We start from the raw sequence: 25,829 nt of genomic DNA, 5'->3' as shown, positions 1-25,829 counted from the left end.
TGCAGCGGAACCGGCCCAGGCCCGAGGGCAGAACAGAACTTTCCGGCAGAGCAGACAGAGCAGCTGAGCTGACATTATGCTGGCTTACTGTTAGTATGCGCGCCTGAGTTTTTCTGCCGGTAGCCAGCAAATGAAGAGAGTAGTTTTGTATATCAAGGATAAATGCCCGCATTGTAAAGATGCACAGCGTTATCTGGATTCGAAAGGGATCAAATATCGCCTGACCAATGCCAAAATGCAGCGCGGCCGTAAAGAGCTGGATGCCCTTGGGGCACGTTCGGTGCCGGTGCTGAAAATTGGTGACCGGATCATGATTGGCTGGAATCCGGGTAACTTTGACAAGATCTACAACGCCAAAAACTAAGACTTCTCCGGATCAGAGACTTCTGAAGACGGGTATAAATCTGGCATGAAACAAGGGCCTTAATCATCAGGCCCTTATTGTTTGTTTTTCAAAGCGGGATTAACTCAGGCGATCAGTTATTTCCTTTGCCTTTACCACCACCACCGCCCTGGCCGCCGCCATTGCCTTTGCCACCGCCGTTACCTTTCCCCATTCCTTTACCTTTTTCCTGGGACTGGCTGTTTTGGCCGCGCATGTCCATCTGATGCTGACGGAACTCATCGCTGGTCAGAACACCATCACCGTCCTGATCAAGGGTGGCAAAATCAGGTGCGTTGTCGATATTTTTCATCAACTTGCCATCATTGGTGCGCTGCTCGATGCGCTCCGCTCTGGCCTGTTCAAATTCCGCTTCGGTGACCTGTCCATCGCCGTCGGCATCGAACTGGTTAAATGAAGGCGCTTGCATTCTGGCCTGACCCATGCCTTTGCCCTGTTTACCGGTGCCGCGCTGGTTCTTACCCTGGTTCATCATCTGATGTTGGCGAAACTCGGTTTGGCTCAGCACGCCATCACCATCGCCATCAAGTTCTTCAAAGGTTGGCGCGTAGGGCATGTTCGCCATGAGTTTTCCTTCACTGGTCAGCTGTTCAATCCGTGCAGCTCTGGCTTCATCGAACTCGCTCTCGGTAATCTGACCGTCACCATCAAGGTCAAACTGGGTAAATGAGGGAGCCTGCATCCGCATCTGCCCTGGTGCGTTTTGGCCTGCGGCGGTGACGCCAGCTGCGGTACCAAGGCCCATTACAACCATCAGGGCAAGGGTACTGATTTTGAAAGTGCTCATAATATGTCCCTCTGTCTGTTTTGTCTGTCAATTATAGTCTGGCACGCTGAACGTAAGGTAACGCAAAGCAGCGTAAAGCTGAGTAAAGGTCACAGGTCTCATGACTGGAACAATAGCTTACATACTGTTCAGTTTTTGCTGAACAGAGCTCACTTTTTGTTGAAACTGCAGGAAAAAAAGCAAACTGAGAAGGGCATCCCCTCAAGAATAAAGTGATTTCAGTACTCTTTCTGAAGATTTGGAGGGCTTATGCGTAGTGTCATCTTATTATCCCTGGTTTCATTTGGCGTCAGTGCCGGATACAACAGCGGCAACTATCCCAGTTTTGCCTGGTCGTCTTTTGCGCCGGGAAAGAACATCACTAATACCAGTAACATCATTTCCTATGCGATTGAGAACCGCCATACGGTGGCGCTGAGCAGTCAGCGGGAGTTTAACAGTGCGCTTAAACCGGTGTTTGCCGAGGCGTACGCGAAAGACAGTTATCTGGCGCAAAAACTGGAGTCTCCCGGGCTTCTGAGTGCGACCCGCGAGGTTATTTCAGAGTTTGTCTGTGAAGAATACCGCTTCCGTCACCGCCAGCCGGAGGCTGAAGGCTGTGATGGTCTGGCGCGTGATGACAGGCAGAAGCAGCCGATGCCTTTTATCAGCGGAGCGGCGTATGAGAATGGTATACAGGCTCACAAAGATGACCGCAGGAATGGCGTCAGCTTTACCGTGCGTCTCGCACCAGCGACAGAAGTTTCGCTTGAGCACACTTACGGCGCAGTGCATGAACTCGGCGCGTTTTTTGGTGGCCTGGCTGACAACAGCAGCCTGATCCTCAGCCTGAGAATGAAAGCGTACCAGCTGTCAGATTCCGGTAACCGCCAGCAGGCGATTTATCCCAATGAGCTTATCTATTTCGTGATCCTGCCAACCGCCCGTGAAATGGCCCGTCAGGGCAGTGCGAAACAGGCAGCCAGCTATGCGCTGCAGCAGGCGAAATTGCTGGTGGTGGACAGCAGGAAATAGGGCATGGATTGAGAAAGATGCTGATACAGGCAGGCTCCCGGTTGGGAGCCTGTCGCTTTTGGAAAGAAGCCGTTACTCCTGATGAATCTCCCGGTTAAGCTCCTCAGCCAGCACTTCTCCCAGATGCTTATCTTTCGAAGCAATGGCTTTCATCCGCGACAGATCCAGCCAGATCAGCTCTGTTGGCGTAATGGCTTTGGCGCTGGTGCGGTAGCAGTCGGTTAAAAAGGCGCAGCAGCCGATGATGGTGCCGGGGCCGGCGACTTCTTCTTTCTGGGTGCTGATCACGCTGACCCGGCCGTGCATGACGAGGGCAATGGCGGCGGCGTGCTGGTTCTGGCGGTAGATGAGCTCGCCTTCGTTGTAGATCTGGCGGCGGGCGATTTTACCCAGCGCCAGCAGCGTTTTACCGCGGATGCCGGTGGCCCATGGCATATCGCGCAGCTGTTTGCTGATCTCTTTGGCGCTGACCTGGTGGGCATGGCGTTTGAGGTGGGCGAGTTTGTATTCCACCTCGTGGGTCATTTTCTGTGCTTCGCTGTCGTCGAGCACCCCTTCGTCAATCAGGTCCTGCAGATGGGCGCGTTCCAGGTTCAGCATCAGCCGGTGGGCGGAGTGGGTTTCCAGGCTGTAAGAGAGATCCGGGAAGTATTCGCGCAGGTCGTCAATATGGGTTCGGGTCTGGTTCTTGTTGGTTTCCACATCAGTCAGTGCATCCTGGGCATCCTGCACACTCGGGGCTAGGTCGTGGACATGCCGGGCGACTTCATCCTGGGCCTGAATGAATCCGCGCGCGGTATCGTAACTCAGTGCCAGACGTTCGAATGAGAAGTTGACCACTACCTTGTTCAGCACCGGCACCCGGTTAAAAAACTTGATGTAAGGCGGAGTTTGCCAGAACTCGAACAGGCTGTTGCGCGGGGCCAGCTCCGGGTCTCCATCGAGGGCAATTTCTACGGCATTGACCAGTTGGGCAGTGGCTGGGCCGGTCAGGGCACCCTGTTTGAACTGGGACCAGTAAAACTGACGCTCGGTTTCAAGAAGACGACGGTAAAACGCGACGCGCAGATCCTTGGCGGTCACTTCTTTGGGCAGAGCGTCTTCTGCCGGTGCCGGAATATTATCCAGCGGTTTGCGCAGTGCGAGCCAGTTGGCCCGTTGGAGGAACTCGTTACTTTCCAGTGACGGCATCTCTTCGAGCATTCTCAGTTTAATGCTGTATTTGGCCTTATCCAGGCTGGCCTGCTTGGCGGGAGGCAGCTTATCCAGCCCCAGCTTTTCCAGCACCCAGGTCATGGTGGTGGAGTTAATCACTATGGTAAGTACCACGATACCGGCGGTAAGAAACAGGATCTGCTCACCCAGCTCTTTCTCGACCAGATTATCCTGAGCGATGATCAGCGCCAGCGCGAGGGAAACCGCACCGCGCAGGCCGCCCCAGACCAGCACAACCGCTTTCTCTTTGGTGATGCCCACGCCAATACGTTTCAGCAGTGGCATAAAAACGGTGACAGAGAAAGCCCGGATGAACTGAATGCCCACATACAAAATTCCCAGAGAGATCCACCAGTCAGCCATATCCAGACGGACCCGTGTTGCGACGATCACGCCAACCAGCACAAAGATTAGGGTATTGGCGATGTGAGCCATCATGTGCCAGAAATGGTGAAGGAAGTCAGCCACTTCAGGTGAAATCCGGGTGCGGCCAAAGCTCGCCAGCATCAGCCCAAGGGCGACTACAGCTACAACGCCGGAGACGTGGAACATGTTCTCTGCGATAAAGTAGGCGATATAAGCCGCGGTAATGGTCAGGGTGATCTCCACCAGTGGCTGGTTGAACAACCGGCTGACCCAGCCAAGCACAACCCCGCCAACCAGCGCACCAATGCCCATTCCCAGCATAACGACCATAATGAACTGTCCGGCGGTGGAGATGATCCCGGCTTCGTATTGAGAGGTCAGGGTCAGCATGCCGTAGAACAGGGTAAACAGTACGATGGCGGTACCATCATTGAGCAGTGACTCGCCTTCAATCAGGGTTTCGAGCCGTTTGCGGGAACTGACTTCTTTCAGCAGCGAAACCACAGCAACCGGGTCGGTGGCGCTGATCAGGGCACCAAACAGCAGGCACGCCAGCCAGGACCACTCCCAGGGGAAGGCATACCAGGCCAGCCCGGCGGTAAGCACAGTAGTTAAAAGCAGACCGGGCACCGCCAGAATGGCTATCTGACTGAACATACGTTTGAACAGGTGGGTTTCCATACCAAAGGCGGATTCGAAGATCAGGGTTGGCAGGAACAAAAGCAGGATCAGGTGCGGGTCAATATCCGCCAGTACCATCAGGGTCTCATTCAGCTCTGGGTAGTTGACCTCCATATAGTGGGTGCGGCTGAGCAGGCCAACAAACAGGCCAGCCACCAGCAAAACCACACTGTAAGGAGAGGTGAGGTATTTGGGCAGAGATTTGATCAGGGCGCCCAGGAGCAGGGATAAGACAACAAAAACCAGAATGAGTACACCGGCATTGGTCTCCATAAGGACTCCTTGGTAACAGGCTGAAACAGGGGATATATTTTGAGTTTAGTCCAGCTTCAGCCTGTTATAGCGGTGTTATTCGACAAACATGTGGTTCGCTTTCGTTACTCCGCGATGGTAGGTACAAAAAGTATCGGTTGCTTCTTCGGTACGTGAATGGATTTTGATGTTGGTGATCACCTCCAGCGCGCCGGCATCGTAACAGGCCTGCTGGGCATCTTTAACGATTTCCAGCAACTGGTTCAGCTCGCCTTTCATGGTGGTTTCCATTGCACCGACCTGATGCGGTACACCGGAGTTTTTAACTACTTCTATGGCTTTATCGACCACTTCAAAATTGTTGCCTTCTTTGAGTCTTGGGATCACCTGAAAGGCGACAAATACATCTTTCGTTGGTTGAGTCATGATAATTCTTCGTTGTATTTGGGGACTAACATAGTCTCCGTTTCAGCCCGCTCATTTCAAGCAGTTTTGCAGAGATTTCTTCCACTGACAGTGCGGTGGTATTGAGATAAGGAATGGCCTCTCTTCTGAACATGGCCTCCACTTTTTCCAGCTCTTTGTCGCACTGCTCCTGGCTTGCGTAGCTGCTGTCTGCCAGGCGTTCGTGGCGGATGAGCTGCAGGCGGTCGGACTCAATAGTCAGGCCAAAAGTCTTGTAGCGATATGGTTCAATCGCTGGCGGCAGGGTGAGGCGATCCATGTCTTCAGCGATAAACGGGTAGTTAACTGCACGGATGCCGAACTGCATCGCCAGATACAGGCTGGTCGGGGTTTTGCCGCAACGGGAAACACCGAGCAGGATGATATCGGCTTCATCCAGGTCGTTAAGTGAAATTCCGTCATCGTGGGCCAGGGTGTATTCAATCGCTGCGATGCGGTCCATATAGCTGGCGTGGTCGCGTTTGATGCTGTGGGAGCGGTGCAGTTTGGGTTTGGGCTCCATACCCAGATCGGCCTGAAGCGGAGTCACCAGGGCGCTGAGCACATCGTAGCAAAGCGCGTTGCTCACTTCGATGATGGCTTTCACTTCAGGGACTACAATTGAATAGAACACGATCGGTTGTTGCTGATGTTTTTCGGCGGACTGGTTAATCAGCTTCTGGGCATCTTCGGCCCGCTCCGGGTTATCTACAAACGGCAGCGTGGTGTGGCTGGTCCGGATAGAAAATTGCCCAAGAACCGCGTTACCAAGGGTTTCAGCGGTGATAGCGGTGCCGTCAGAAATGTAAAAGACATCACGAAAATTTGTTTTTTCTTGCATAAAAAGTTGAATCATTCAAAAAAAGCCGTAATCTTAATGCCAGATTAAACTATTACAATAACCCGTGCAAAGTGACAGTCAGGCGGGATTTGCGATTTTCGCGTTTTTTTAACCCGAATAGCAAACGATTGCCTGCTGATTGCTTAATTATACCGCTGATCCAATAAAAAGGAGACCTCCCCATGCAACAGAATGTTGTCTGGTACGATGCTTTATCAATGAACGATGTGGATAAAGTTGGTGGCAAAAACGCCTCACTGGGCGAAATGGTAGCGAATCTGGCGCACGCCGGAGTTAAGGTACCAAATGGCTTTGCAACCACCGCTTTTGCCTTTAATAAGTTCCTGGATGCAGATGGACTGGATGAGCGCATCCACCAGTTGCTTGATGAGCTGGATGTGGATGACGTACAGGCACTGCAAAAGGCCGGGGAAACGATCCGTAACTGGGTTTTGGAAGCGCCGCTGCCGGCGGAGCTGGAAGAAGATATTCGCAACTGTTACCGCGAACTGGGTAACAACGATGAAATGCTGTCTGTTGCGGTTCGTTCAAGTGCGACCGCAGAAGATCTGCCGGACGCCTCTTTTGCCGGTCAGCAGGAAACTTTCCTGAACATCCGTGGTATCGATTCAGTCATTGAAGCGGTGAAGCACGTATTTGCTTCTCTGTTTAATGACCGCGCGATCTCTTACCGTGTTCACCAGGGCTTTGACCACCGTGGCGTAGCGCTGTCTGCTGGTATTCAGCGCATGGTGCGTTCAGATAAGGCAGCTTCAGGCGTAATGTTTACCCTGGATACCGAATCTGGCTTTGACCAGGTGGTATTTGTGACCTCTTCATGGGGCCTGGGCGAAATGGTGGTACAGGGCAGCGTGAACCCGGATGAGTTCTACGTGCACAAGCCAATGCTGGCGGCAGGCAACCACGCGGTTGTACGCCGCACTATTGGTTCCAAGCTGCACAAAATGGTCTACGCAGAAGGCGATAAGCTGGGTACTGAGGTAGAGATCATTGATACCACCGCTGAAGAGCGCTCGAAGTTCTCCCTGACCGACGCTGAGCTGGAGCAACTGGCGAAAATGGCGGTGACCATCGAGAAACACTACGGCCGTCCTATGGATGTTGAGTGGGCGAAAGACGGTGTTACCGGTGAGCTGATGATCGTTCAGGCCCGTCCGGAAACTGTACGTTCACGCGATGAGCAGAACGTAATGGAGCGTTTCCACCTGGCTCAGAAAGCGGAAGTTCTGGTTGAAGGCCGTGCTATCGGTCACCGCATCGATAAAGGCCGCGTGCGCATTGTGAGCAGCCTGGATGAGATGGATCAGGTGCAGGAAGGTGACGTGCTGGTTGCAGACATGACCGATCCGGACTGGGAGCCGGTAATGAAGCGTGCAGCCGCTATCGTAACTAACCGTGGCGGCCGTACCTGTCACGCGGCGATCATTGCCCGTGAGCTGGGCATTCCTGCGGTAGTGGGCTGTGGTCACGCGACTGAGCAGCTGAAAGACGGTGACCTGGTAACGGTTTCCTGTGCTGAAGGTGATACCGGTTTTGTTTACGAAGGTGAGCTTGAGTTTGAAGTACGCCGTACCTGTCTTGACCAGCTGCCAACCCTGCCTGTGAAAGTGATGATGAACGTGGGTAACCCTGACCGTGCGTTCAGCTTTGCAACTATGCCAAACGAAGGTGTGGGCCTGGCTCGTCTGGAGTTCATCATCAACAAGATGATCGGCATTCACCCGAAAGCGCTGCTGAACTATGATGCTCAGTCTGCAGAAATCAAAGAAGAAATCGATCGCCGTATCGCCGGCTACAAGAGTCCGGTTGATTTCTACGTTGAGAAACTGACCGAAGGCATCGCGACCATTGGTGCGGCATTCTGGCCTAAGCGTGTGATCGTGCGTATGTCTGACTTTAAGTCAAACGAGTACGGCAACCTGTTTGGCGGCAGCCAGTACGAACCGCACGAAGAGAACCCTATGCTGGGCTTCCGTGGTGCATCGCGCTACATCTCAGAAGAGTTCCGTGACTGTTTCGCGCTGGAGTGTGAAGCGATGAAGAAAGTCCGCAATGAGATGGGTCTGAAGAACGTGGAAGTGATGATCCCGTTTGTGCGCACGGTAAGCGAAGGTGCTTCGGTTATCGATCTGCTGGCAGAGCACGGCCTGCGCCGTGGTGAGCAGGGCTTGAAAGTGATCATGATGTGTGAGCTGCCATCGAACGCGGTTCTGGCAGACAACTTCCTGAAATACTTTGATGGCTTCTCTATCGGTTCTAACGACATGACTCAGCTGACTCTGGGTCTTGACCGTGACTCAGGTGAAGTTGCTCACCTGTTTGATGAGCGTAACGACGCGGTGAAAGCGATGCTGAGCATGGCGATTAAAGCGGCCAATAAAGCTGGCAAGTACGTGGGTATTTGTGGTCAGGGCCCGTCGGATCACCCGGATCTGGCTGACTGGCTGCTGGAGCAGGGCATCGATTCTCTGTCCCTGAATCCGGACAGCGTGGTGGAAACTTGGAACTTCCTGGGCGAGAAACATCCTCAGCAGTAACGCTTAACTGTTATTAACAAAATCCCGCTACGGCGGGATTTTTTATGCGCTGAGAACAACCGGATACTGGCTTATGTTTTTCGTAAAACCTTTTTTGGTATTTAGCTTGTAAATTTGAGATCTGCGCACATCCGTTTACTGGCGAAAAAAGGTACAATGCACGTAAGCTCATAAGCCCCCTGGAGGTGTATCATGATTCGTGTTGTCTCCCTGTTTTTACTGCTGGTGACAGTACTGGTTGGGGTTATTTCTGTCGTGGTTTACCGTACCCCTTATCTTCGTCTTCATAACAGTTCCTGTCTGGCATCGCCAGTCAGTTCTGAGCCGGTTCAGTGTGGTCAGATTGATCAGCGCTGGCAGCGAAGTGTAACCGAGTGATGTTGGCAGAAGCCTTTATGGCCGCTGCACTGCAGCGGCCATTGCGTTACCATATCCAGTTATCACTGCTGGTGAAAAAGCGTTTTTGCAGCGGAGCGCTGCCGTCATAAAACCAGACTTCTGCCAGTAACTCTTCTTCACTGTCTGAAATGTTCAGTTCCAGTTCCGATTTTCCTTCGTTGAGCGATACCGCGATGATCCGGGTGCCATAATCAGGCACGGTTTCCCCGTTGTCTGTGACTGAGTAACTGCGGTACACAGACAGGTAAGCCCGTTGTGTGGTGACCGAAGAAATGTCGACGGTCAGTCGTCTGGTCTCAATCGGGTTGTAGTCAAACCCTTCCGGTGCTATCAGGTCTTTGGTTGACGTGACAGCAGGGTCCGGTTCCGGTGCCTGAGCTGCCGGGGGAGGGGCGCTTCCCGCACCTGAACCACCGTCACTTCCACCGCCTCCTCCGCAGGCAGCGATGACCGGCAGCAGGGCCCAGATCCATTCCTTAGTCATGGCATGCTTGTTCATGGTGTTCTCCTCAAATCAGTAATAGAAACCGGGTACGGCCCGTTGTGCTTCAAACCAGTCAGTATGGGTTTCACCACCGCTCTCGGTGTAGTCGCGAAAATCCGGGTACGCGTTGAGAATGTCGGTCCGCTCCAGTGGCCAGCGCCAGCTTTCATCGTAAATCAGCAGTGCCCATGGCAGGTTGTTGTCGGTTTTGAAATAGATACCGGCATTGGCATCACTGGCATCAACGCCGAGGTTGTTAAACAGGGTGGCGGCGTCGAATTTTTCAGTCGGGGCCTGGTCAGCCAGATGGACTTCCCATTTTCGTCCTGGCTGAAAGCCGATACCTTCCCCGTGGTAATAACCCGGAGTGGCGAAGATAAATGGGTCATACGGCATAGCAGCAAGAGCTGAGCTGTCGCCGCTGAAGCTGACATGCAGCTCAAAGGTGAAGTTAATGTCGCTCTGGCAGTTCGTCTGGGTCCGGTAATAGTCACACTGTTCCTCTTTACGGGTGGTGACGTCATTAAGGATGATAAAGCTGGCCTCGTTCATATCGGTTTCACGACCGGAATCGCTCTGGACCACACCGTTGACTTCAAGTCGGGTCAGGGTTGGATTAACGCTGGCTGAGGTGACTCCGGGCAGACGCACAGCAAAGCCACTGTGATAATCTGCTCCCATAGCAGCGAGGCTTCCGGCGATGGTGGTCTTGGCAACCTGGCCGTCACGAATAACCTCCGTTACGCGGTAACGCATAACTACGTCATTCATGTCATAGTCGGCTGTGTAAGGCCAGTTGTCTTCGTAGCTGAGGGTGACGAAGCCGGTTTCAGACGGGAAGTAGCGTACAGAAGTATTGGCAGCCGTAATGGTGACGGGGTGATCTTCCACTTCCCCGGAGGTCGATCCGCCGCTGTAACTGAGGCCGGTTTGCTGGCTGAACCTGAAGCGGCTCCAGGTGCTGCCGGGCAGGGCATTAATATCTACATTCAGATAGAGTGCATTTTGTCCCTGGGACAGCAGTTCATCACTGAAAATCTTTTCACCGGCATCGGCAAAATCGCCGTCCTGGTTCCAGTCAATCCATGCCGACAGATAGCCGCTGGCAGAAGCATACACGTTTACCAGGGAATCAAGCCCCGGTTCAAGCGCGGTGACAAAGCCAACACCGTTTTCATCATCACTGCCTGAGGTGTCATCGGAAATGGGTAGTAGTAATCCGTCCTGTTCGCCATCGGGCTCTGTTGTTCCCAGCCAGGTCAGTCCGTCGAGCTGGTGGCGTGGGCCGTTACTGTCAAGCAGAGTCTGGTAGCTGTCTGGTGCGTCGCCAAAGTCGATGGTGGAGTCTTCGTCGATCACCGGAGCATTGGCACAGCGGGCTCCGTCGTTCTGGTTTGAAGCTGGGCCGGAGGCAAAATGCACTGCCGTCACATCGCCGCTTTGCGGGTCGGAGAGGTTGATTCGGTAGATCTGACCGTCCTGATTGCGCGAGACGTAGTAATAGCCGTTAACGTCAAAGTATCCCGCGCCAAACGTCCCGGTCTGACCGGTATCGCCGATATAGGTAGTGTTGCCGTTGGCCGGGTCAAACTCATACAGAAAGCCGGAGCTGTTATCGACGCCATAGAGTTTATCGTTAACCGGGTTAAACGCCATGTCGGTGAGACTGATATTGGCGGTGGCCGTAATGCGCACGACCGGCAGCACGGCGTCCGGGTTGGTATCAAGTGGCGAAAGGTCGATTTTAAACAGGCCTTTGCCTTTGCGGTAGAGGTAGTAAGTGTGATTAAACACGTCTCCGACAAAGAAAGTGTGGTCGGTTGGCAGACCGGATGTGTTGATGTCCTCGACCTGAAAGTTCGCCCCCATACGGACGATCTTGCGGTTATCGGTATCGTAGCCGTAGATGTAGCGGTCGGCTTCATCAAAGCCCAGCCCGTTGATGTTAGCGCTGGTGCCTGCATCTGCGGTGAGCAGTGTGGTCTGCCCGGTCACCAGATTGACTCCATATACCTGTACCGGCCTGGACTGAAACAGGTAGGCCTTGCTCGGGCAGGTATCAAACGGTGCGGCCCAGGCTGTCATTGGGCCGCTGAGAATGACGGGTAATATCCATTTATTGTTCATTTGTTGTCCCCTTCGGTCAGTCTGGGAGGGATCAATCAAGTCCTGTGCCATATTTATCTTTTTGAATTTATAGGGTTTATATATATAACGGCAGGTATTCTCAGCATGGGAATCAAATCGGCCGTCATATTGAGAAAGACCGAAATAGAAGGGGTGAATATTATAAATGGTTAATATATTTATATGTGATACAGCGCACTGTGTGTAGAGGCGTGATACTGCTAGTCTCTGCCTGCCCCGTCCACTACTCACACTTTTGTTTTATTTTTCCACCGCGGGAAGCGGTTAATTTTGGAGTAGCTAATTATGGCAGCAGAGCCAGTACAGCGACGGATACAGTTTGTATTCGATCAATATCAGATTTTTCCTAATGACAACTTAACCCTGTGTTACTTCGGTATGGCCAATGAAGTGTATATCGTGCCGACTAAAAACGGCCGTTATGTGCTGAAAAATTGCTTTAAAAGTAACACAAAAGCGCTGATCAGCAACGAAGTGGCGCTGATTGAGCAGCTAAATGCTAACGGCTGTCCAACCCCTCAAATCGTCCCGGATAAAGATGGGAACCCTTATGTCGATTTCGACGGTGAAATCTATCTGATGACGGAGTACTGTCCGGATACGACTTATAACTGGTCGAGTGATATTCCGGACAAAGCGCACCGGGAAACCATCCGCGCTATGGCCGATTTTCACCGGGCTACGGAGAGTTTTATTGCTCCCTATTCCGAGTCACGCCCGTGCTTTCTGGATATGAGAGCCCACTATCAGCGGCTGGATAAATTTCAGGGGGCGGGGGAAGACGCCGGACGTGAATCCGTGCGCAGAATGGCAGAGTACCTGCCAAAGCTGCGTGCACTGGCTGATACCCTTGACCGTGAAATAGCGGCTGCGGATTTGTCTGCGGCTAAAAAGAGCTTTGTTCACGGCGATCTGCATTGCTTCAACCTCTTCTATGACGAGGAAGGTAACTACAGTGGTGTGACCGATTTTGATTTCAGTCGCCCGGAATACCGTCTGGCGGATGTGTTCTGGACCAGCCGGATCCTCGGTTTCCGCGAAGTGCGCCGCCGCTATACCCATGAAGAGATGGAAGCGATGGACTACGTACTGCCGGACGATAAAGCGCTGGAGGTTCTGGTTCATGTATGGAGTATGATAATCCCTGAATATCGACGTCATGCAGAGCTGAGCGATGAAGAGCTGGCGCTGGTGCCGCTGTTTATCCGTGCCGTGCCGCTCTATATTTCCCAGTTCTTTCAGTTCAGTAACAGTGAGCAGGAGTGTATTGAGCACCTTAACTGGTTTGAGTGGGAGATGTCTCAGGTAGAGCGTAACCTGACGCAAACCATGCAGGCGATTGAAAAGGTACTCAGTGATGAAAAGTAACTGGCGTACCCTCGCTGAGCCGATTGTTCGTCTGGCACTGCCGATCATGCTTCAGGGCGTTCTGTTCTCCCTGATGGGATTTGTGGACTCGCTGATGATTGGCCAGCTGGGTGAAGAGTCTATCTCCGCTCAGGGTAATGCGACCCAGTTGCTTTCGTTCAGCTTCCTTCTGTTTGCTGCGCTTTCAACCGGGGGCAGCATTCTGATCTCCCAGTACAGCGGAGCACAAAAGCATGAGCGGATTGAGCATGTGGCTCATACCATGATCGTCACCGGTGGCCTGTGTGGGGTGGTGCTGGGTGCAGCATTTTATCTGTACGCAAAGCCGTTGATCGCGCTTTTGACCACCGATCTGTTCTTACCGGCAGAGCAGTGGTCACAGGTGCCGGAGGTGGCTGCAGGTTATCTGGAAATCGTTGCATTTGCTGTCCCGTTCATGTTGCTTTCGCAGATGATGGCGACAGTATTTAACGCCACTGGTGATACCAAAAGCCCGGTAAAAGTCTCCGTGACGTTTAACGTGGTGAACTTTATTGGTAACTACGTGCTGATCTTTGGCCTGCTTCTGCCGGGGGCTGATGCGCCGCTGTTTACCCCGCTGGGTTTGCGGGGTGCTGCGCTGGCAACCCTGATAGCCAGTACTGGCCAATGCCTGGTGCTGGCGGCGATGATCCATCGCCGTCTGGGCGGACTCAAATGGGGCCAGTGGCCAGAGCTGAAGCAAATCGTGACCCTGGGTTACCCCAATACGATAGATGGCTTTTACTGGCAGGGTGCACGGGTGTTTTATACCGTGCTGATGAACGCCATAGGCGCGATTGCGTATGCCGGTTATGCCATCGTCCGGACTTTCAAGGGCCTGTTTATGCTTCCGGTGGGTGGTCTGCAGCAGGCAACCGCCATTCATATCGGAAAGCTTCTCGGAGCGGGAGAGTTCGAACAGGCGAGGGTGACGGCTAAAGCTGCGATCTGGACCGGCGTTGCGCTGATGACGGTGCCGGTGACCCTGCTTATCCTGTTTGCCCATCCGCTGCTTGGCTTGTATCAGATCCAGCCGGAGACGTATCAGCAGGCATACTGGTGCCTGTGGATCCTTGCCGGTTCACTGTTCTTTACTGCGGTGAACTCGGTTATTCCTGGGCTGCTTCGCGCTGGTGGTGATACCAAATCGGTGATGAACATTACCCTGAAGAGCTTCGTGTTTATGGGCGCTCCGGCCAGCTTTATTCTGGGCGTGGTTTGTGATCTCGGGCTTATCGGCGCGTTTATTGGCATATCTTTGGAAGAGGTGTTTAAAGCGGGGCTGTTTGTTCACCAGATGCGTAAAGGTTGGTGGCTGAAAAATCTGGTCGGTCAGGCCAGTCCGGCGTAAAAGTCCGGTGATAAGTTAAGGGCAGGGACTCAGGTTTCTGCCCTTTTTTTTGTGGGGGTATTTGAAAGGTCAGACCGCTGGTATTACGGGGGTTTATGCGGTTAAAAAGGGTGGGGTGATGATAACTCTTTGGTCTGATAGGTAAATAAAATGTGAACCAACTCGCAGGTGTGGCGGTTTTTTCGACTATATTTGAATTGTCAGTCTGTTAGGTTAAAAAAGGTTCATGCTATGAAAATGTTCGCTCTGTTTGCGCGTGTTATCGCTTGTCTGTTTTTGTCCCTCGGTCTATCCCTTCCGGCATTTGCTGCCCCGACCGCCGCTGAGTATGGTGTGGTGCTCAATCTTTCCGGTAAGCAGCGAATGCTGAGCCAGAAAATGTCCAAAGAAGTCACGCTGATCGCGCTCAAAGTCGATGTGGCAGAGAATGTGAAAAACCTCACCGCAACGTCGGCTCTGTTCGATAAGACCCTCAAAGGTCTGCGAAATGGGGATGCTTCCCTTGGTCTTCCTCCTACCGAGAGCAAACGTATTCTGCGTCAGCTCGATAAAATCGATAAAGTATGGGTGGAGTTTTATCCGGTAATTCAGTCTGTGATTGCCTCTGGTGCAGTCTCTGATGAACAATTAACCGCGGTAGCGACGCAAAACCTTCCTTTGCTGAAAGAGATGAATAAAGCGGTTGGCCTGTATGAGAAAGATGCGAAGAAGAGTGGTCTTGAAGCAGCGCCTGGCCTTGCTGCTACGCTGAATCTTTCCGGTAAGCAGCGTATGCTGAGCCAGAAGATGAGTAAGGAATATTTCCTCATCGCCCTTGGTTACCAGGTGGAAGATAACAAACTGAATCTGCTTGAAACTTACTCCCTGTTTGACCGTACCCTTAAAGGCCTGAAAGACGGGGATGAAACCCTTGGTCTGCCAGGCACCAAACCTGAACATATCCGCAAGCAGCTGGACGTGGTTGGCGGACTGTGGGCGGACTTTAAACCCCTTGTTGCTGCTGGTGCAGATCATAGCGGTGGAGCGATTGCTTCGGCACAAATCGAACAGATCGCTAAATCCAACCTTCCTTTGCTGAAAGAAATGAACGCTGCCGTGATGCTTTACGAAGCGGAAGCAGCGAAGTAAGCAAACTGGTTAACCTGGTGATAAGGAGGGTTTTATGCTGATTAAAACCAAACTCTATGCCATTGGGGGCGGGCTGTGTGCCATGCTGATTGCAATCGGGATAGTGGCTAAGTTCTCGTTTGATAACCTGGCGGTCAGCTTTGATGAGGTGGTTCAGTCTGCGGAGCAGAGTTCTGCAAACGCCGAAAAGGCCACCCAGGGCTCAGCACATGGCAGTGAGAAACTGGCGGTCATTAATCGTGAAATGCTCGGCATTGTCGATGGTATCAACAGTGCCAACCAGCGCACCCGCCTGGTGAGCAAGAAGGTTGATGATATCAGCCAGACACTCAATGAACTGATCGAGACGATAGAAGAGCTGTCAGAAGATGTTACAGACGACGAAGCGCTGGCGATCCTTGAGGAAGTGAGCGATGAAGTTGGGGATATTGGCGAGAGGCTCAAACGTGAGGCGCTGATCAATATCCTGCAGTCTTCTGAAAATCTGGACAGCTTCAGCGCACAGATTGCTGCTGAGGCTGCGCAGGTTGAGCAATTGGACAGCTTCCTGAAACAGCAGGTTTCTGTAAGTAAGGCATCACTGGAAAGCAGTAACCGTATTCAGGCCCTGGCACAGCAGTCTTCATCTGATATTGCCTGGCAGGAGACGATCATTATTTCAGCCCTGATGGGGCTGGCATTTCTGACTTTGGCTGCCGGTGCTCTGATGGTGAAAGTGATTGTTATGCCGATCAATACCACGGTTGAGATGATGACTGACATTGGCGAAGGAGAGGGAGACCTGACCCAACGGCTGGAAGTGCGGGGTGATGATGAAATGGCATTGATTGCCGGTGCGTTTAACCGTTTTGTTGCCCGTATCCAGACGCTAATCACGGAAGTGGGTCATTCCACGGAACAGCTGCGTGAAGCCTCGGCTCAAACCCTGAATGCGATGCAGGAAGGTGACCGGACCATGCAGAACCAGCAGCAGGAAGTGGAGCAGATTGCAACGGCGGTGACACAAATGAACGTTACCTCTCATGATGTGGCGCAAAATGCCCAGGGCGCGGAAAACGCGTCACTGGAAGTCAATCAACATACTGATTCAGGAAAAGTCGTGGTTTCTGCCGCGGTGAACTCTGTGAGCAAACTGGTAGAAGAGGTAGAGCATGCGGTTGGTGTTATCGACGCGCTGAGTGAGAAATCAACCTCTATCTATTCAGTAGTTAATGTGATTCAGGGGGTTTCCGAGCAGACTAACCTGCTGGCACTGAATGCGGCCATTGAGGCGGCCCGCGCCGGAGAGCAGGGGCGGGGATTTGCAGTGGTTGCGGATGAAGTCAGGGCACTGGCTGCCAAGGCAGAAAGCAGTACGGCGGATATCCGAACCATTATTGATGAGATTCAGGCTCTGACAGAGCAGGCCGTTCAGGCGATGCAGTCCAGCCACGCTGTCAGTACTGAGACCCTGGAAGGGGCACACTCGGCTAACAAGGCGCTTGAATCGATTACGTCGTCTATGCATACCGTAACCGACATGAATGTACAGATCGCCCATGCGGCAGATGAGCAGTGTCATGTCACCGAAGATCTGAACCAGCGGATCCAGCAGGTTAATGAGCTGGCCGGTCATACCTCGGCGCAATTATCAGGCACACTGGAAACCTGTGAGTCCCTTAACCGAATCAGTGAAGAGCTTTCCCGTCAGCTGAATCAGTTCAAGGTTTAAACAGGCGTTGCATTAATAATCAATCCCGGAGCCTGTCTTCGGGATTTTCATATTTTGGTTTCAGAAAAATAATCGTATGGCATTTATATTAAACTCGTTTTTAATGATTAAAATCTGGTTGCAATCATGTACTTATAAACTAGTTTGGCGCTGTTAATACAGATGATTGCAGTCCTGTGCATATTCGAATGGTTTATTTTGTGATAGCGGAAATGTTTTTTATTTTAAACGCGCAGCTTTTTATAATCAGATCACATTTGCAATAATGAGCAGTATATTAATTTATAGAGCTGCAGCATAATCAACCCATCGATTAACTCCTCTGGATTTTGCGGCGGGAACATACAATGAGCTTATCAAAAGATATGTACCTAAAATGGCAATCCTGTTGCTGGCTGACCCAATCAGCCTGGTACAACAGAGACCACCTTCTGTCCTTCCGCCTGTCGGCTGAATAGTCCCTTACTCTTTGCGCGCCCTGCGCATCATGCTGTCTCTATATTGCTCTGTGCAAATTGTATGTTTTTGTATCAATGCACCAGTGTACTAATACAGCAGGACATTAAATTAAAAACTAAATCTAATCGCCAATTAAACCAAAGCGTTTTTAAATACCCGTATTTAATTGGCGAATAATAAAACAAATATTTGGTGTAAAAAACACCGCGTGAAATAAGAAGGCATTATCATGGAAAACTTCAAACACCTACCAGAACCATTCCGCATTCGTGTTGTTGAGCCGGTAAAACGTACTACCCGTGAGTACCGTGAAGAAGCCATTATTAAAGCAGGCATGAACCCGTTCCTGCTGGACAGTGAAGACGTATTTATTGACCTGTTGACCGACAGCGGTACAGGTTCTATCACTCAGGAAATGCAGGCAGCGATGCTGCGCGGTGATGAAGCTTACAGTGGCAGCCGCAGCTACTACGCACTGGCAAATGCAGTAAAAGACATTTTTGGTTACGAGCTGACTATCCCGACTCACCAGGGTCGTGGTGCAGAGCAGATCTACATCCCAGTACTGATTAAGAAGCGTGAGCAGGAGAAAGGTCTGGACCGCGAGAAAATGGTCGCGCTGTCTAACTACTTCTTCGATACCACTCAGGGTCACACTCAGGTGAACTGCTGTGTAGCGAAAAACGTGTACACCGAGGAAGCATTCGATACTTCTGTAAACGCAGACTTCAAAGGTAACTTTGACCTGGTGAAGCTGGAAGAAGCGATTGTTGAAGCTGGCCCGGCGAACGTACCTTACATCGTCAGCACCATTACCTGTAATTCAGCTGGTGGTCAGCCAGTCTCTATTGCGAACCTGAAAGCAGTATATGAGATCGCTCAGAAGTACGATATTCCGGTCATCATGGACTCAGCGCGCTACGCAGAGAATGCTTACTTCATTCAGCAGCGTGAGCCAGGCTACCAGGACTGGACCATCGAAGAGATCACCCGCGAGTCATACAAGTACGCAGATGGTCTGGCGATGTCAGCCAAGAAAGACGCCATGGTACAGATGGGCGGCCTGCTGTGCTTCAAAGATGAGTCATTCATGGATGTCTACACCGAGTGTCGTACCCTGTGTGTGGTTCAGGAAGGTTTCCCGACATACGGCGGCCTGGAAGGCGGCGCGATGGAGCGTCTGGCGGTAGGTCTGTATGACGGTATGCGTCAGGACTGGCTGGAGTACCGTATCGGTCAGGTTCAGTACCTGGTAGATGGCCTAGAAGCGATTGGTATCGTTTGTCAGCAGGCTGGTGGTCACGCGGCGTTTGTTGATGCGGGTAAACTGCTGCCACATATCCCTGCGGATCAGTTCCCTGCGCACGCACTGGCTTGTGAGCTGTACAAAGTAGCGGGTATCCGTGCGGTTGAAATCGGTTCACTGCTGCTGGGTCGTGATCCTGCAACCGGTAAACAGCATCCGTGTCCGGCTGAGTTGCTTCGTCTGACTATTCCTCGTGCAACTTATACTCAGACTCACATGGACTTCATTATCGAAGCATTTGAGAAGGTGAAAGAGAACGCGAAGAACGTGAAAGGTCTGGACTTCACTTACGAGCCTGCAGTACTGCGCCACTTCACGGCACGCCTGAAAGAGGTTGAGCCTGCGGCCGCGGTAAAGCAAAAAGAACTCGCTGAAGCGTAATTAACTCAGGAGCGCACTCTTTGGAGTTGCGCTCTTTTTTTGACCAAAATTCAGAATATATAAAAATATCAGCAGATTATATGAGAAATGCTGAATAACTAATCCAATAACGTGAACAATTTTTGAGAGAGACAATTATGAAAAAGAACCCATCGCTGATAGGTGGTTCGTGCATCATAGCCAGTGTCTGTGTTGGTGCTGGTATGCTGGGTCTGCCCAGCGCAGGTGCAGGAGCCTGGACGACCTGGTCGGTTTTCGCCATCGCACTTACGATGACTGTGATGACCATTTCTGGCTGGATGCTGCTTGAAGCATTCAAACACTATGACCTGAAAGTGTCATTTAATACGGTGACTAAAGACCTTCTTGGCGAAAAAGTAAACGCATTTAATAACCTGACTGTGTACTTTGTGGGTGGCATTCTGCTTTACGCTTATATCACTTCATCAGGCCTGATCCTGCAGGATGTTCTTGGGATCAACAGCAGCATCGCTTCAGTTGGTTTTGTTGCCATCTTCTCTGCTTTTGTCTGGCATTCAACCCGCGCTGTGGACCGCATTTCTGTTGTGCTTATCGCTTTTATGATCCTCAGTTTCGTGTTCGGTGTGTCTGGCCTGGCAATCAACGTTGATACCTCGGTACTGTTCGATACCATCAATGAGAACGCTGAATACGCACCTTACGCGATGGCGATGCTGCCGGTCGCACTGACCTCATTTGGTTACCATCACTCGGTATCGAGTATGCGTGCCTACTATGGTGAAGAACGCAAAGCGAAGTACGCTATCCTTGGCGGTACGATTATCGCGCTTAGCCTGTACTTCCTGTGGCTGTTCAGCATTTACGGTAACCTGCCACGCAGCCAGTTTGGCCCGGTGATTGAGCAGGGCGGTAACGTGGATGCACTGCTGACAGCGTTGGGTTCGGTGATCGAATCTGAGAAAGTAGCAAACGCCATCAACGGTTTCTCCATGGCGGCGATTCTGTCTTCCTTTATCGGTGTTGGTCTGGGCGTGTTCGACTTCCTGGCCGATCTGTTCAAGTTCGAAGACTGCCGCAAGGGCCGTGCAAAAACCTGGGCGGTGACTTTTATCCCACCACTGGTGATGTCACTGCTGTTCCCGTTCGGTTTCGTTATTGCGATTGGTTACGCTGGTGCTGCAGCAACGGTATGGGCCTGTATCATTCCGGCACTGCTGGCGCGCAAGTCACGTTCAATGGAAGCGGGCAGTGAAGGTTTTGTCGCTCCGGGCGGTAATGGGATGATTGCTCTGGTGATTGGCTTTGGTGTACTGACGGCGGTGTTCCACTTTATGTCGATGATGAACATGCTGCCAGCGTTCTCAGGCTGAGTTATCATCATATCTTGTTGAAAAGGCGCACTTTTGTGCGCCTTTTTTCATAGGTGCAATCAATGCTTTCATGCGAGTGATGGAAATAAAAGTGTGACAAGGCTCATTGTGTGATACTAATTGCTTTGACGTAATACTTTTGGTGAAATACTTTGTAACACATTGATGAGTTCTGACTCAAAGCATACAACTAAACAGGTAGTAACATGAAAAAATCCATCATCGCTATCGCATTAGTACTGGGCTCAATGAGCGCGGCTAACGCGAAACTTATCCAACATACCGACCAGATCGCAGAGGTTCAGTTTAAAGGTTCCACGTATGAGCTTGGTCATCACGTTGGTGAGGTTGCTCACGATCAAATTCTGGATGGTATTGAACGCTTCAACCATACCCTGGGTGTGATGCTGCCTGGTCTGAGTGTAGATTCAATCGCAAAGTCTTTTGAAGATAACAATGTATTTGGCAAGCTGGAAAAGGCGAGCGCAGAATCCGCTGCTTACATCCGTGGTCTGTCTGAGAGCCTGAACAAAGATCCTAACCTGCTGCTGGCGGTAGCGATGTCAGATGAGGCGATTCTGGAGTCTCAGCGTAATGGTGGTATGGGTTTCCTGCAGGCAGAGAAAGCAGGGCATGATCCCAAAGCTCCGGCAAAATGTACTGCAGTGACAGTGGCTGCGAAAGGTGATAAAGCGTGGGCAGGAGCGAACTTTGATTACATGGGCATCAACTATAAAGGCCTGATCATGCTTAAGCATACGGATACCGATGGTAAGACCCGTCTTATCCAGACCTGGGCAGGCCTGATCCCTTACGGTGGTGTAACCAAGGGTGCACAGGTGATGACCATGAACACCATGGCAGACCAGGGTACCCTTCGTCAGAACGAAGGTAGTGAGATCCTGGCGGAAAATGCTACGCCATCTTTCTACCTGAGCTGGGATGTGTACAACGCAGAGAGCTACAAAGGCATTAAGAAAGTCTTCGACCGTTACCCTGCATACACAGCGTTCTTTACTTACACCGTTGCGGCAGCAAACTCTCCGGCGATGAACATTGAGAACACTTACTCAGGTAAAGTGAACTACTCAGAAGGCCCGTGGAAAGCGCACGCGAACCACACTATTTACGGCAAAACCGGCAGCTTTGTAGACGAGGCGTTCGCAGCGCACTCTCTGGCACGCCAGAAAGCGGCTGAAACCTTTGCGGCAAAAGCCGATGCGAATACGCCTGAATCAGCGGTACGCAACCTGCTTGAAAGCAAGCCATTGTGGAAAGGCCGCGGTGAGCTGATGGGAACCGTGACTTCTGCTTACTACGCCGTTAATGGCAACAAAGTTGATGTGTATTTCAAAACGGACGGTAAGCACAAACCTGTCCACATGACGAACTATTGATAGTTTCTTACTTGAAAACACCGCCTGAAATGGGCGGTGTTTCTTTATTGGTTTTCAACACATTGGCTAAGCAGCCATTCGCGAAAGGCTTCAACTCGCGCAAGATTTGCAAACTCGTTTTTCACCACCAGGTAATAACCCAGTTCCTGATTCAGCACACTGTCAAAAGGAAATACCAGTTCTCCCCGTTCGACCAGAGGGCGTGCAAGCTGATATCGTCCCATTGCGACTCCAAGCCCGGAGCCAGCAGCAATTATGGCGCTGTCATAGTGCGTAAATGAATATCCGGTGCTCAGACAATTTCGGTCAAGCTGATGCTGTGAAAGCCATTCCCGCCACTCATATTGACGATCTCCCTGCTCAATGGATTCTACGTTGTGCAGCAAAAGGCACTCTTTCAGCTTCTCTGGTCTGTCCCACAGCCCGGTTTTGTCTGCGTATTCCCGGCTGCATACCGGCATGAGCACTTCATCCATCAGTTTGGTGACTGACAGGTTTGGGTAATGACCATCACCGTAATCTATCCATACTTCTGCCGGGTGGAGATTAAAATCGACTTTGGTGCCTTTAGAGCAAATTTGCAAATTAAGCTCTGGGTAGGATTGATAAAAACCCCCGAGTTTTGGGACCAGCCAATGCTGAGCAAAGGTTGGCGTGCTGCCGATGCTCAGAATTCCGTGCAGAGCTCCCTGATTAATATCATTGATTTCATTGCAAATAAGCGAAAAATTCTGGCTTAACTGACGGTAGAGACGCTGACCTTCATCAGTCAGAGTGATTTGACGGGTACGGCGAACAAACAGTTTGAAGCCAAGCTCCAGCTCAAGGTTTTTAATCCGGTGTGAGAGCGCGCTCTGCGTCAGGTTTAGCTCCTGAGCGGCCTGTTTAAAACTCAGGTATTCGGCCACTCTCTCAAAAAAGTACAGGCTGTTGAAGTTCATTTTTGTTCTATGAGTGATTTTTTCTCAATCATAGGGGTAAATATGTCAATTGTTAAGCTCCATAAGGGGAAGATATGCTGAGTTCATCTTGAACAAGGAGCCAAAAATGAAAAAATATCATCTTACTATTGCGGGCGGCGGTGCGACGTATACGCCGGGTATTGTTAACTCTATTCTTCAGGCAGGGGAGATTCTTCCGCTGAAGAAATTGGTCCTGCTGGATACAGACGCCGAACGGGTTGAGAAAATCGGTGCATTTATCCGTTTGTTACTGAAAGAAAAGGCGCCGGACACAGAGCTTGTTGTAACAACGGATCGTCAAGAAGCTTTTACCGGGATGGATTTCATGTTTGCCCAAATCCGCTCTGGTGGGCTGCCGATGCGTGCGATGGACGAACAGATCCCTCTCAAGCATGAAGTGGTTGGCCAGGAAACTTGTGGCCCGGGCGGTTTTGCCTTTGCGCTGCGTTCAATACCGGACATGATTGAGATTGGTAATGATGTGCGCCGTTATGCTCCTGATGCCTGGATTCTCAACTATTCAAACCCGGCGGCGATATTGGCCGATATGTGGCATAAGAAGTTTCCGGATCTGAAGAGCCTGTTTATTTGCGATATGCCTGTCGTTATTGAAATGTTGTTTGCTCAGACTCTGGGCTACCCACACAGTCAACTGCAGTTTGACTATTTCGGTCTGAATCATTTTGGCTGGTGGAAACATATCTGGGCACCATGCGGTACGGATTTGCTGCCACGATTACGAGAAAAAATGCTGGCCGGAGAGAAACTCAGTCTGTTCGAAGACGATCACGTTAATGAAGACTGGCTACCAACGTTTGATCGCCTAACCAAGTCTTTGCGTTACTTTCCGCAGTATTTGTCATTGAGCTATTTGCAGTACTATCTGTTTGGTGAGGAGATGCGCAGTCACTGTAAACCTGATTACACCCGGGCAAACCGGGTAATGGATACACGGGAAAAAGAAGTGTTTGAAGAGTGTGAGCGTTGTGCTGCGATGGAAACAACAGAAGGCAGTTTCCTGACCTCTGGCGTACATGGTGAGTTTATCGTCAACCATGCGCTGGCGATTGTGACCAATAATCCAATGCGTACAACGGTGAATGTACCAAACCGGGGGGCAATTTCTGGCTTACCTGATGATGCTATTGTTGAGGTTCATGGCATTGTGTCTGCCCATGGCGCCGAGCATTTTGCGTCCGGTAAAGTACCGCATTTCTACCGGGCTCTGATGGTACAGCAAAATGCTTATGAACAACTGACGGTTGAAGCTGCCCTTGAAGGATCGTACGAAAAAGCGTTGCAGGCTCTGACGCTTAACAAAACTGTGCCCTCAGCAGACGTGGCGAAGGCGCTGCTTGATGACTTGATTGAGGCGAACAAAGGTATGTGGCCGGAGTTGAAATAACCAGGCAGAGAAGCAAAAAGGGGCAGATTGCCCCTTTTTGCTTTGCAGTGGCCTGGATTAATGCACCGCCACAATATAGAAGTAATAGATCATCGAAAGCGAGATCAGATACACAGACCAGTGGTCCTCTTTATAGCGACCGGTCGCCAGCTTCAGGAAGCCGTAAACCAGCATAGCGGCGGCGATGCCGTTACCGGCGTTGAATGAAAAGATGCTGATCACCACACACACAAACGCTGGCAGGTATTCGGTGATGTCTTCAAAGTTCACCTTGCGGATGGAACCCATCATTGAGATACCGATGTACATCAGAACCGGCGCAGTCGCTGCGGTAGGGATCATGCCGGCCAGTGGTGCCAGGAACAGGGTCAGGGCAAAGCAAATGGCGGTTACCACAGCAGCAAAGCCGGTACGTGCGCCCGCTTCAACACCGGCAGAGCTTTCCACGTAGGTAGTCAGCACCGGGCAGGAGAACAGGGAGCCGAATGTGGTTGCGGTCGAGTCAACGTGGAAGTTCTTCTCAATGCCTGGCAGGTTTCCGTCTTTGTCCAGGTAAGCTGCCTGCCCACCCACACCGAGCAGGGTACCCAGGGTTGAGAAGAAGTCCGGGATAAAGAAAGCCAGCAGAAACGGCAGGTAAGCCGGGTTCAGAGCGCCCATGATATCGAGCTGCATGAACATGTCGTCAATCGGAGCCGGCATGCTGAACAGTTTTTCAGGCATGTGAGTTACGCCCAGCGGCACACTTAAAAGGGTGGTGATAATGATTGCCAGGATGATGCCACCCTGGACTTTGCGTGCGCTTAACAGCAGAACCAGGAAGAAACCGAAGATGGCCAGCAGGGTGTTAGTCGCGGTCAGGTCACCAAACATCAGTACGTTTTTCTTTGCGTTTGCGACCACGATGCCCGCCTGATTGAAGCCAAGCAGGGCGATAAACAGACCAATGCCCACGCCGACAGAAACTTTCACGCTGTGCGGAATAACGCGCACCACGAAGTCACGCACACCCAGAAAAGAAACCAGCATAAACAGCACACCACTGATAAACACGATACCGGCAGCAATGCTCAGCGGTACATCGTTACCCAGCAGGGTGTAAGAGAAGATCGCCACACTGCCAAGGCCCGGGCCAAGTACGAACGGGCGGTTTGTGTAAAGCGCCATAGCAAGGGTGGTGACCACCGTCATCAGAATGGTAACGGTCAGCGCCTGGTCGAATGGCAGTCCGCCTTTGGACAGCATACCAGGTACAACGGCGATCAAGTAAGCCATGGTGGTAAAGGTCGTCAGGCCACCGATGATCTCTTTCTTCAGGCTGGTGTTGTGTTTATCAAACTTAAACCAGCCGGCCAGCCCCGGGGTTTGTTTGAGTGTTTCAGTGTTCATGTTCATT

At 51.4% G+C, this 25,829-nt stretch carries 20 protein-coding genes; 12 read left to right on the top strand and 8 right to left on the bottom strand.

The genetic code is table 11. From position 1 onward, the window contains the following. Nucleotides 1-130: 130 nt before the first annotated feature. Nucleotides 131-364 (top strand): glutaredoxin family protein, encoded by a 234-nt coding sequence (locus ACVB80_RS17555; protein WP_481082589.1) that lies wholly within the window; start codon nt 131-133, stop codon nt 362-364. A gap of 112 nt (nt 365-476) precedes the next feature. Here ACVB80_RS17555 and ACVB80_RS17550 read toward each other — a convergent pair whose 3' ends face one another. Next, on the bottom strand, nt 477-1,190 hold the full coding sequence (locus ACVB80_RS17550; protein WP_481082588.1) for an EF-hand domain-containing protein: 714 nt from the start codon (nt 1,188-1,190) through the stop codon (nt 477-479). Between the two features lie 249 nt (nt 1,191-1,439). Here ACVB80_RS17550 and ACVB80_RS17545 point away from each other — a divergent pair, with 249 nt between their 5' ends. After that, nucleotides 1,440-2,204 (top strand): hypothetical protein, encoded by a 765-nt coding sequence (locus tag ACVB80_RS17545; RefSeq protein WP_481082587.1) that lies wholly within the window; start codon nt 1,440-1,442, stop codon nt 2,202-2,204. 72 nt (nt 2,205-2,276) lie between these two features. On the opposite strand, the gene ACVB80_RS17540 is transcribed toward ACVB80_RS17545, so the two are convergent. The 3 genes from ACVB80_RS17540 to ppsR form a co-directional block, all read right to left on the bottom strand. After that, nucleotides 2,277-4,739, bottom strand: a complete 2,463-nt coding sequence (locus ACVB80_RS17540) for a cation:proton antiporter domain-containing protein (RefSeq protein ID WP_481082586.1) — start codon at nt 4,737-4,739, stop codon at nt 2,277-2,279. 75 nt (nt 4,740-4,814) lie between these two features. Beyond that, nucleotides 4,815-5,144 carry a thiamine-binding protein gene (locus tag ACVB80_RS17535; protein ID WP_481082585.1) on the bottom strand — a complete coding sequence of 110 codons (330 nt, stop codon included), beginning with the start codon at nt 5,142-5,144 and terminating at the stop codon, nt 4,815-4,817. 25 nt (nt 5,145-5,169) lie between these two features. Beyond that, nucleotides 5,170-6,003 carry a posphoenolpyruvate synthetase regulatory kinase/phosphorylase PpsR gene (ppsR, locus tag ACVB80_RS17530; protein WP_481082584.1) on the bottom strand — a complete coding sequence of 278 codons (834 nt, stop codon included), beginning with the start codon at nt 6,001-6,003 and terminating at the stop codon, nt 5,170-5,172. 182 nt (nt 6,004-6,185) lie between these two features. On the opposite strand from ppsR, the gene ppsA reads away from it, so the two are divergent. Next, on the top strand, nt 6,186-8,561 hold the full coding sequence (gene ppsA / locus ACVB80_RS17525; RefSeq protein WP_481082583.1) for a phosphoenolpyruvate synthase: 2,376 nt from the start codon (nt 6,186-6,188) through the stop codon (nt 8,559-8,561). A 192-nt stretch (nt 8,562-8,753) separates the two neighbouring features. Beyond that, complete coding sequence (locus ACVB80_RS17520) at nt 8,754-8,939, top strand: hypothetical protein (protein ID WP_481082582.1); 186 nt, start codon at nt 8,754-8,756, stop codon at nt 8,937-8,939. Nucleotides 8,940-8,985: 46 nt separating this feature from the next. Here the strand turns inward: ACVB80_RS17520 and ACVB80_RS17515 are convergent, their stop codons facing one another. Together ACVB80_RS17515 and ACVB80_RS17510 are read right to left on the bottom strand one after the other, a co-directional pair. Continuing rightward, on the bottom strand, nt 8,986-9,459 hold the full coding sequence (locus tag ACVB80_RS17515) for a hypothetical protein (RefSeq protein ID WP_481082581.1): 474 nt from the start codon (nt 9,457-9,459) through the stop codon (nt 8,986-8,988). A 15-nt stretch (nt 9,460-9,474) separates the two neighbouring features. Beyond that, nucleotides 9,475-11,571 (bottom strand): LruC domain-containing protein, encoded by a 2,097-nt coding sequence (locus tag ACVB80_RS17510; RefSeq protein ID WP_481082580.1) that lies wholly within the window; start codon nt 11,569-11,571, stop codon nt 9,475-9,477. Between the two features lie 306 nt (nt 11,572-11,877). On the opposite strand from ACVB80_RS17510, the gene ACVB80_RS17505 reads away from it, so the two are divergent. The 7 genes from ACVB80_RS17505 to ACVB80_RS17475 all read left to right on the top strand — a co-directional run bounded on the left by ACVB80_RS17505 (nt 11,878) and on the right by ACVB80_RS17475 (nt 22,066). After that, the gene (locus ACVB80_RS17505) at nt 11,878-12,960 is read left to right on the top strand and encodes a phosphotransferase enzyme family protein (RefSeq protein WP_481082579.1); all 1,083 of its coding nucleotides are present in this window, start codon (nt 11,878-11,880) and stop codon (nt 12,958-12,960) included. Next, a complete protein-coding gene (locus ACVB80_RS17500; protein ID WP_481082578.1) occupies nt 12,950-14,332 on the top strand; it encodes an MATE family efflux transporter in 1,383 nt (460 codons plus the stop codon). The genes ACVB80_RS17505 and ACVB80_RS17500 overlap by 11 nt, the downstream gene beginning before the upstream one ends. A 231-nt stretch (nt 14,333-14,563) precedes the next feature. Further along, nucleotides 14,564-15,460: a type IV pili methyl-accepting chemotaxis transducer N-terminal domain-containing protein gene (locus ACVB80_RS17495; protein ID WP_481082577.1), complete on the top strand. Its 897-nt coding sequence runs from the start codon at nt 14,564-14,566 to the stop codon at nt 15,458-15,460. A 34-nt stretch (nt 15,461-15,494) separates the two neighbouring features. After that, entirely contained in the window at nt 15,495-17,171 is a 1,677-nt protein-coding gene (locus ACVB80_RS17490) for a methyl-accepting chemotaxis protein (RefSeq protein WP_481082576.1), read from the top strand. A gap of 688 nt (nt 17,172-17,859) precedes the next feature. Continuing rightward, nucleotides 17,860-19,317, top strand: coding sequence for a tryptophanase (tnaA, locus tag ACVB80_RS17485; RefSeq protein WP_481082575.1), 1,458 nt, complete (start codon nt 17,860-17,862; stop codon nt 19,315-19,317). A gap of 137 nt (nt 19,318-19,454) precedes the next feature. Beyond that, nucleotides 19,455-20,669, top strand: coding sequence for an aromatic amino acid transporter (locus tag ACVB80_RS17480; RefSeq protein ID WP_481082574.1), 1,215 nt, complete (start codon nt 19,455-19,457; stop codon nt 20,667-20,669). Between the two features lie 206 nt (nt 20,670-20,875). Continuing rightward, complete coding sequence (locus ACVB80_RS17475) at nt 20,876-22,066, top strand: C45 family autoproteolytic acyltransferase/hydolase (RefSeq protein ID WP_481082573.1); 1,191 nt, start codon at nt 20,876-20,878, stop codon at nt 22,064-22,066. Nucleotides 22,067-22,110: 44 nt separating this feature from the next. On the opposite strand, the gene ACVB80_RS17470 is transcribed toward ACVB80_RS17475, so the two are convergent. Next, complete coding sequence (locus ACVB80_RS17470) at nt 22,111-23,007, bottom strand: LysR substrate-binding domain-containing protein (RefSeq protein WP_481082572.1); 897 nt, start codon at nt 23,005-23,007, stop codon at nt 22,111-22,113. A 106-nt stretch (nt 23,008-23,113) separates the two neighbouring features. Here ACVB80_RS17470 and ACVB80_RS17465 point away from each other — a divergent pair, with 106 nt between their 5' ends. After that, the gene (locus ACVB80_RS17465) at nt 23,114-24,433 is read left to right on the top strand and encodes a family 4 glycosyl hydrolase (RefSeq protein ID WP_481082571.1); all 1,320 of its coding nucleotides are present in this window, start codon (nt 23,114-23,116) and stop codon (nt 24,431-24,433) included. Nucleotides 24,434-24,490: 57 nt separating this feature from the next. On the opposite strand, the gene ACVB80_RS17460 is transcribed toward ACVB80_RS17465, so the two are convergent. Then, entirely contained in the window at nt 24,491-25,822 is a 1,332-nt protein-coding gene (locus tag ACVB80_RS17460) for an NCS2 family permease (protein WP_481082570.1), read from the bottom strand. Nucleotides 25,823-25,829 lie beyond the last annotated feature (7 nt).

The organism is Vibrio sp. 9-16B-A1 (assembly GCF_056726165.1).
Note: the sequence above shows the minus strand (reverse complement) of the source record. Positions and strands in the feature narration are given on the sequence as shown.

Excerpts from the sequence above, each read along its gene's own strand:
- ACVB80_RS17555 (WP_481082589.1), top strand. The coding sequence starts at position 131 with ATGAAGAGAGTAGTTTTGTATATCAAGGATAAATGCCCGCATTGTAAA.
- ACVB80_RS17550 (WP_481082588.1), bottom strand. The coding sequence starts at position 1,190 with ATGAGCACTTTCAAAATCAGTACCCTTGCCCTGATGGTTGTAATGGGC.
- ACVB80_RS17545 (WP_481082587.1), top strand. The coding sequence starts at position 1,440 with ATGCGTAGTGTCATCTTATTATCCCTGGTTTCATTTGGCGTCAGTGCC.
- ACVB80_RS17540 (WP_481082586.1), bottom strand. The coding sequence starts at position 4,739 with ATGGAGACCAATGCCGGTGTACTCATTCTGGTTTTTGTTGTCTTATCC.
- ACVB80_RS17535 (WP_481082585.1), bottom strand. The coding sequence starts at position 5,144 with ATGACTCAACCAACGAAAGATGTATTTGTCGCCTTTCAGGTGATCCCA.
- ppsR (WP_481082584.1), bottom strand. The coding sequence starts at position 6,003 with ATGCAAGAAAAAACAAATTTTCGTGATGTCTTTTACATTTCTGACGGC.
- ppsA (WP_481082583.1), top strand. The coding sequence starts at position 6,186 with ATGCAACAGAATGTTGTCTGGTACGATGCTTTATCAATGAACGATGTG.
- ACVB80_RS17520 (WP_481082582.1), top strand. The coding sequence starts at position 8,754 with ATGATTCGTGTTGTCTCCCTGTTTTTACTGCTGGTGACAGTACTGGTT.
- ACVB80_RS17515 (WP_481082581.1), bottom strand. The coding sequence starts at position 9,459 with ATGAACAAGCATGCCATGACTAAGGAATGGATCTGGGCCCTGCTGCCG.
- ACVB80_RS17510 (WP_481082580.1), bottom strand. The coding sequence starts at position 11,571 with ATGAACAATAAATGGATATTACCCGTCATTCTCAGCGGCCCAATGACA.
- ACVB80_RS17505 (WP_481082579.1), top strand. The coding sequence starts at position 11,878 with ATGGCAGCAGAGCCAGTACAGCGACGGATACAGTTTGTATTCGATCAA.
- ACVB80_RS17500 (WP_481082578.1), top strand. The coding sequence starts at position 12,950 with ATGAAAAGTAACTGGCGTACCCTCGCTGAGCCGATTGTTCGTCTGGCA.
- ACVB80_RS17495 (WP_481082577.1), top strand. The coding sequence starts at position 14,564 with ATGAAAATGTTCGCTCTGTTTGCGCGTGTTATCGCTTGTCTGTTTTTG.
- ACVB80_RS17490 (WP_481082576.1), top strand. The coding sequence starts at position 15,495 with ATGCTGATTAAAACCAAACTCTATGCCATTGGGGGCGGGCTGTGTGCC.
- tnaA (WP_481082575.1), top strand. The coding sequence starts at position 17,860 with ATGGAAAACTTCAAACACCTACCAGAACCATTCCGCATTCGTGTTGTT.
- ACVB80_RS17480 (WP_481082574.1), top strand. The coding sequence starts at position 19,455 with ATGAAAAAGAACCCATCGCTGATAGGTGGTTCGTGCATCATAGCCAGT.
- ACVB80_RS17475 (WP_481082573.1), top strand. The coding sequence starts at position 20,876 with ATGAAAAAATCCATCATCGCTATCGCATTAGTACTGGGCTCAATGAGC.
- ACVB80_RS17470 (WP_481082572.1), bottom strand. The coding sequence starts at position 23,007 with ATGAACTTCAACAGCCTGTACTTTTTTGAGAGAGTGGCCGAATACCTG.
- ACVB80_RS17465 (WP_481082571.1), top strand. The coding sequence starts at position 23,114 with ATGAAAAAATATCATCTTACTATTGCGGGCGGCGGTGCGACGTATACG.
- ACVB80_RS17460 (WP_481082570.1), bottom strand. The coding sequence starts at position 25,822 with ATGAACACTGAAACACTCAAACAAACCCCGGGGCTGGCCGGCTGGTTT.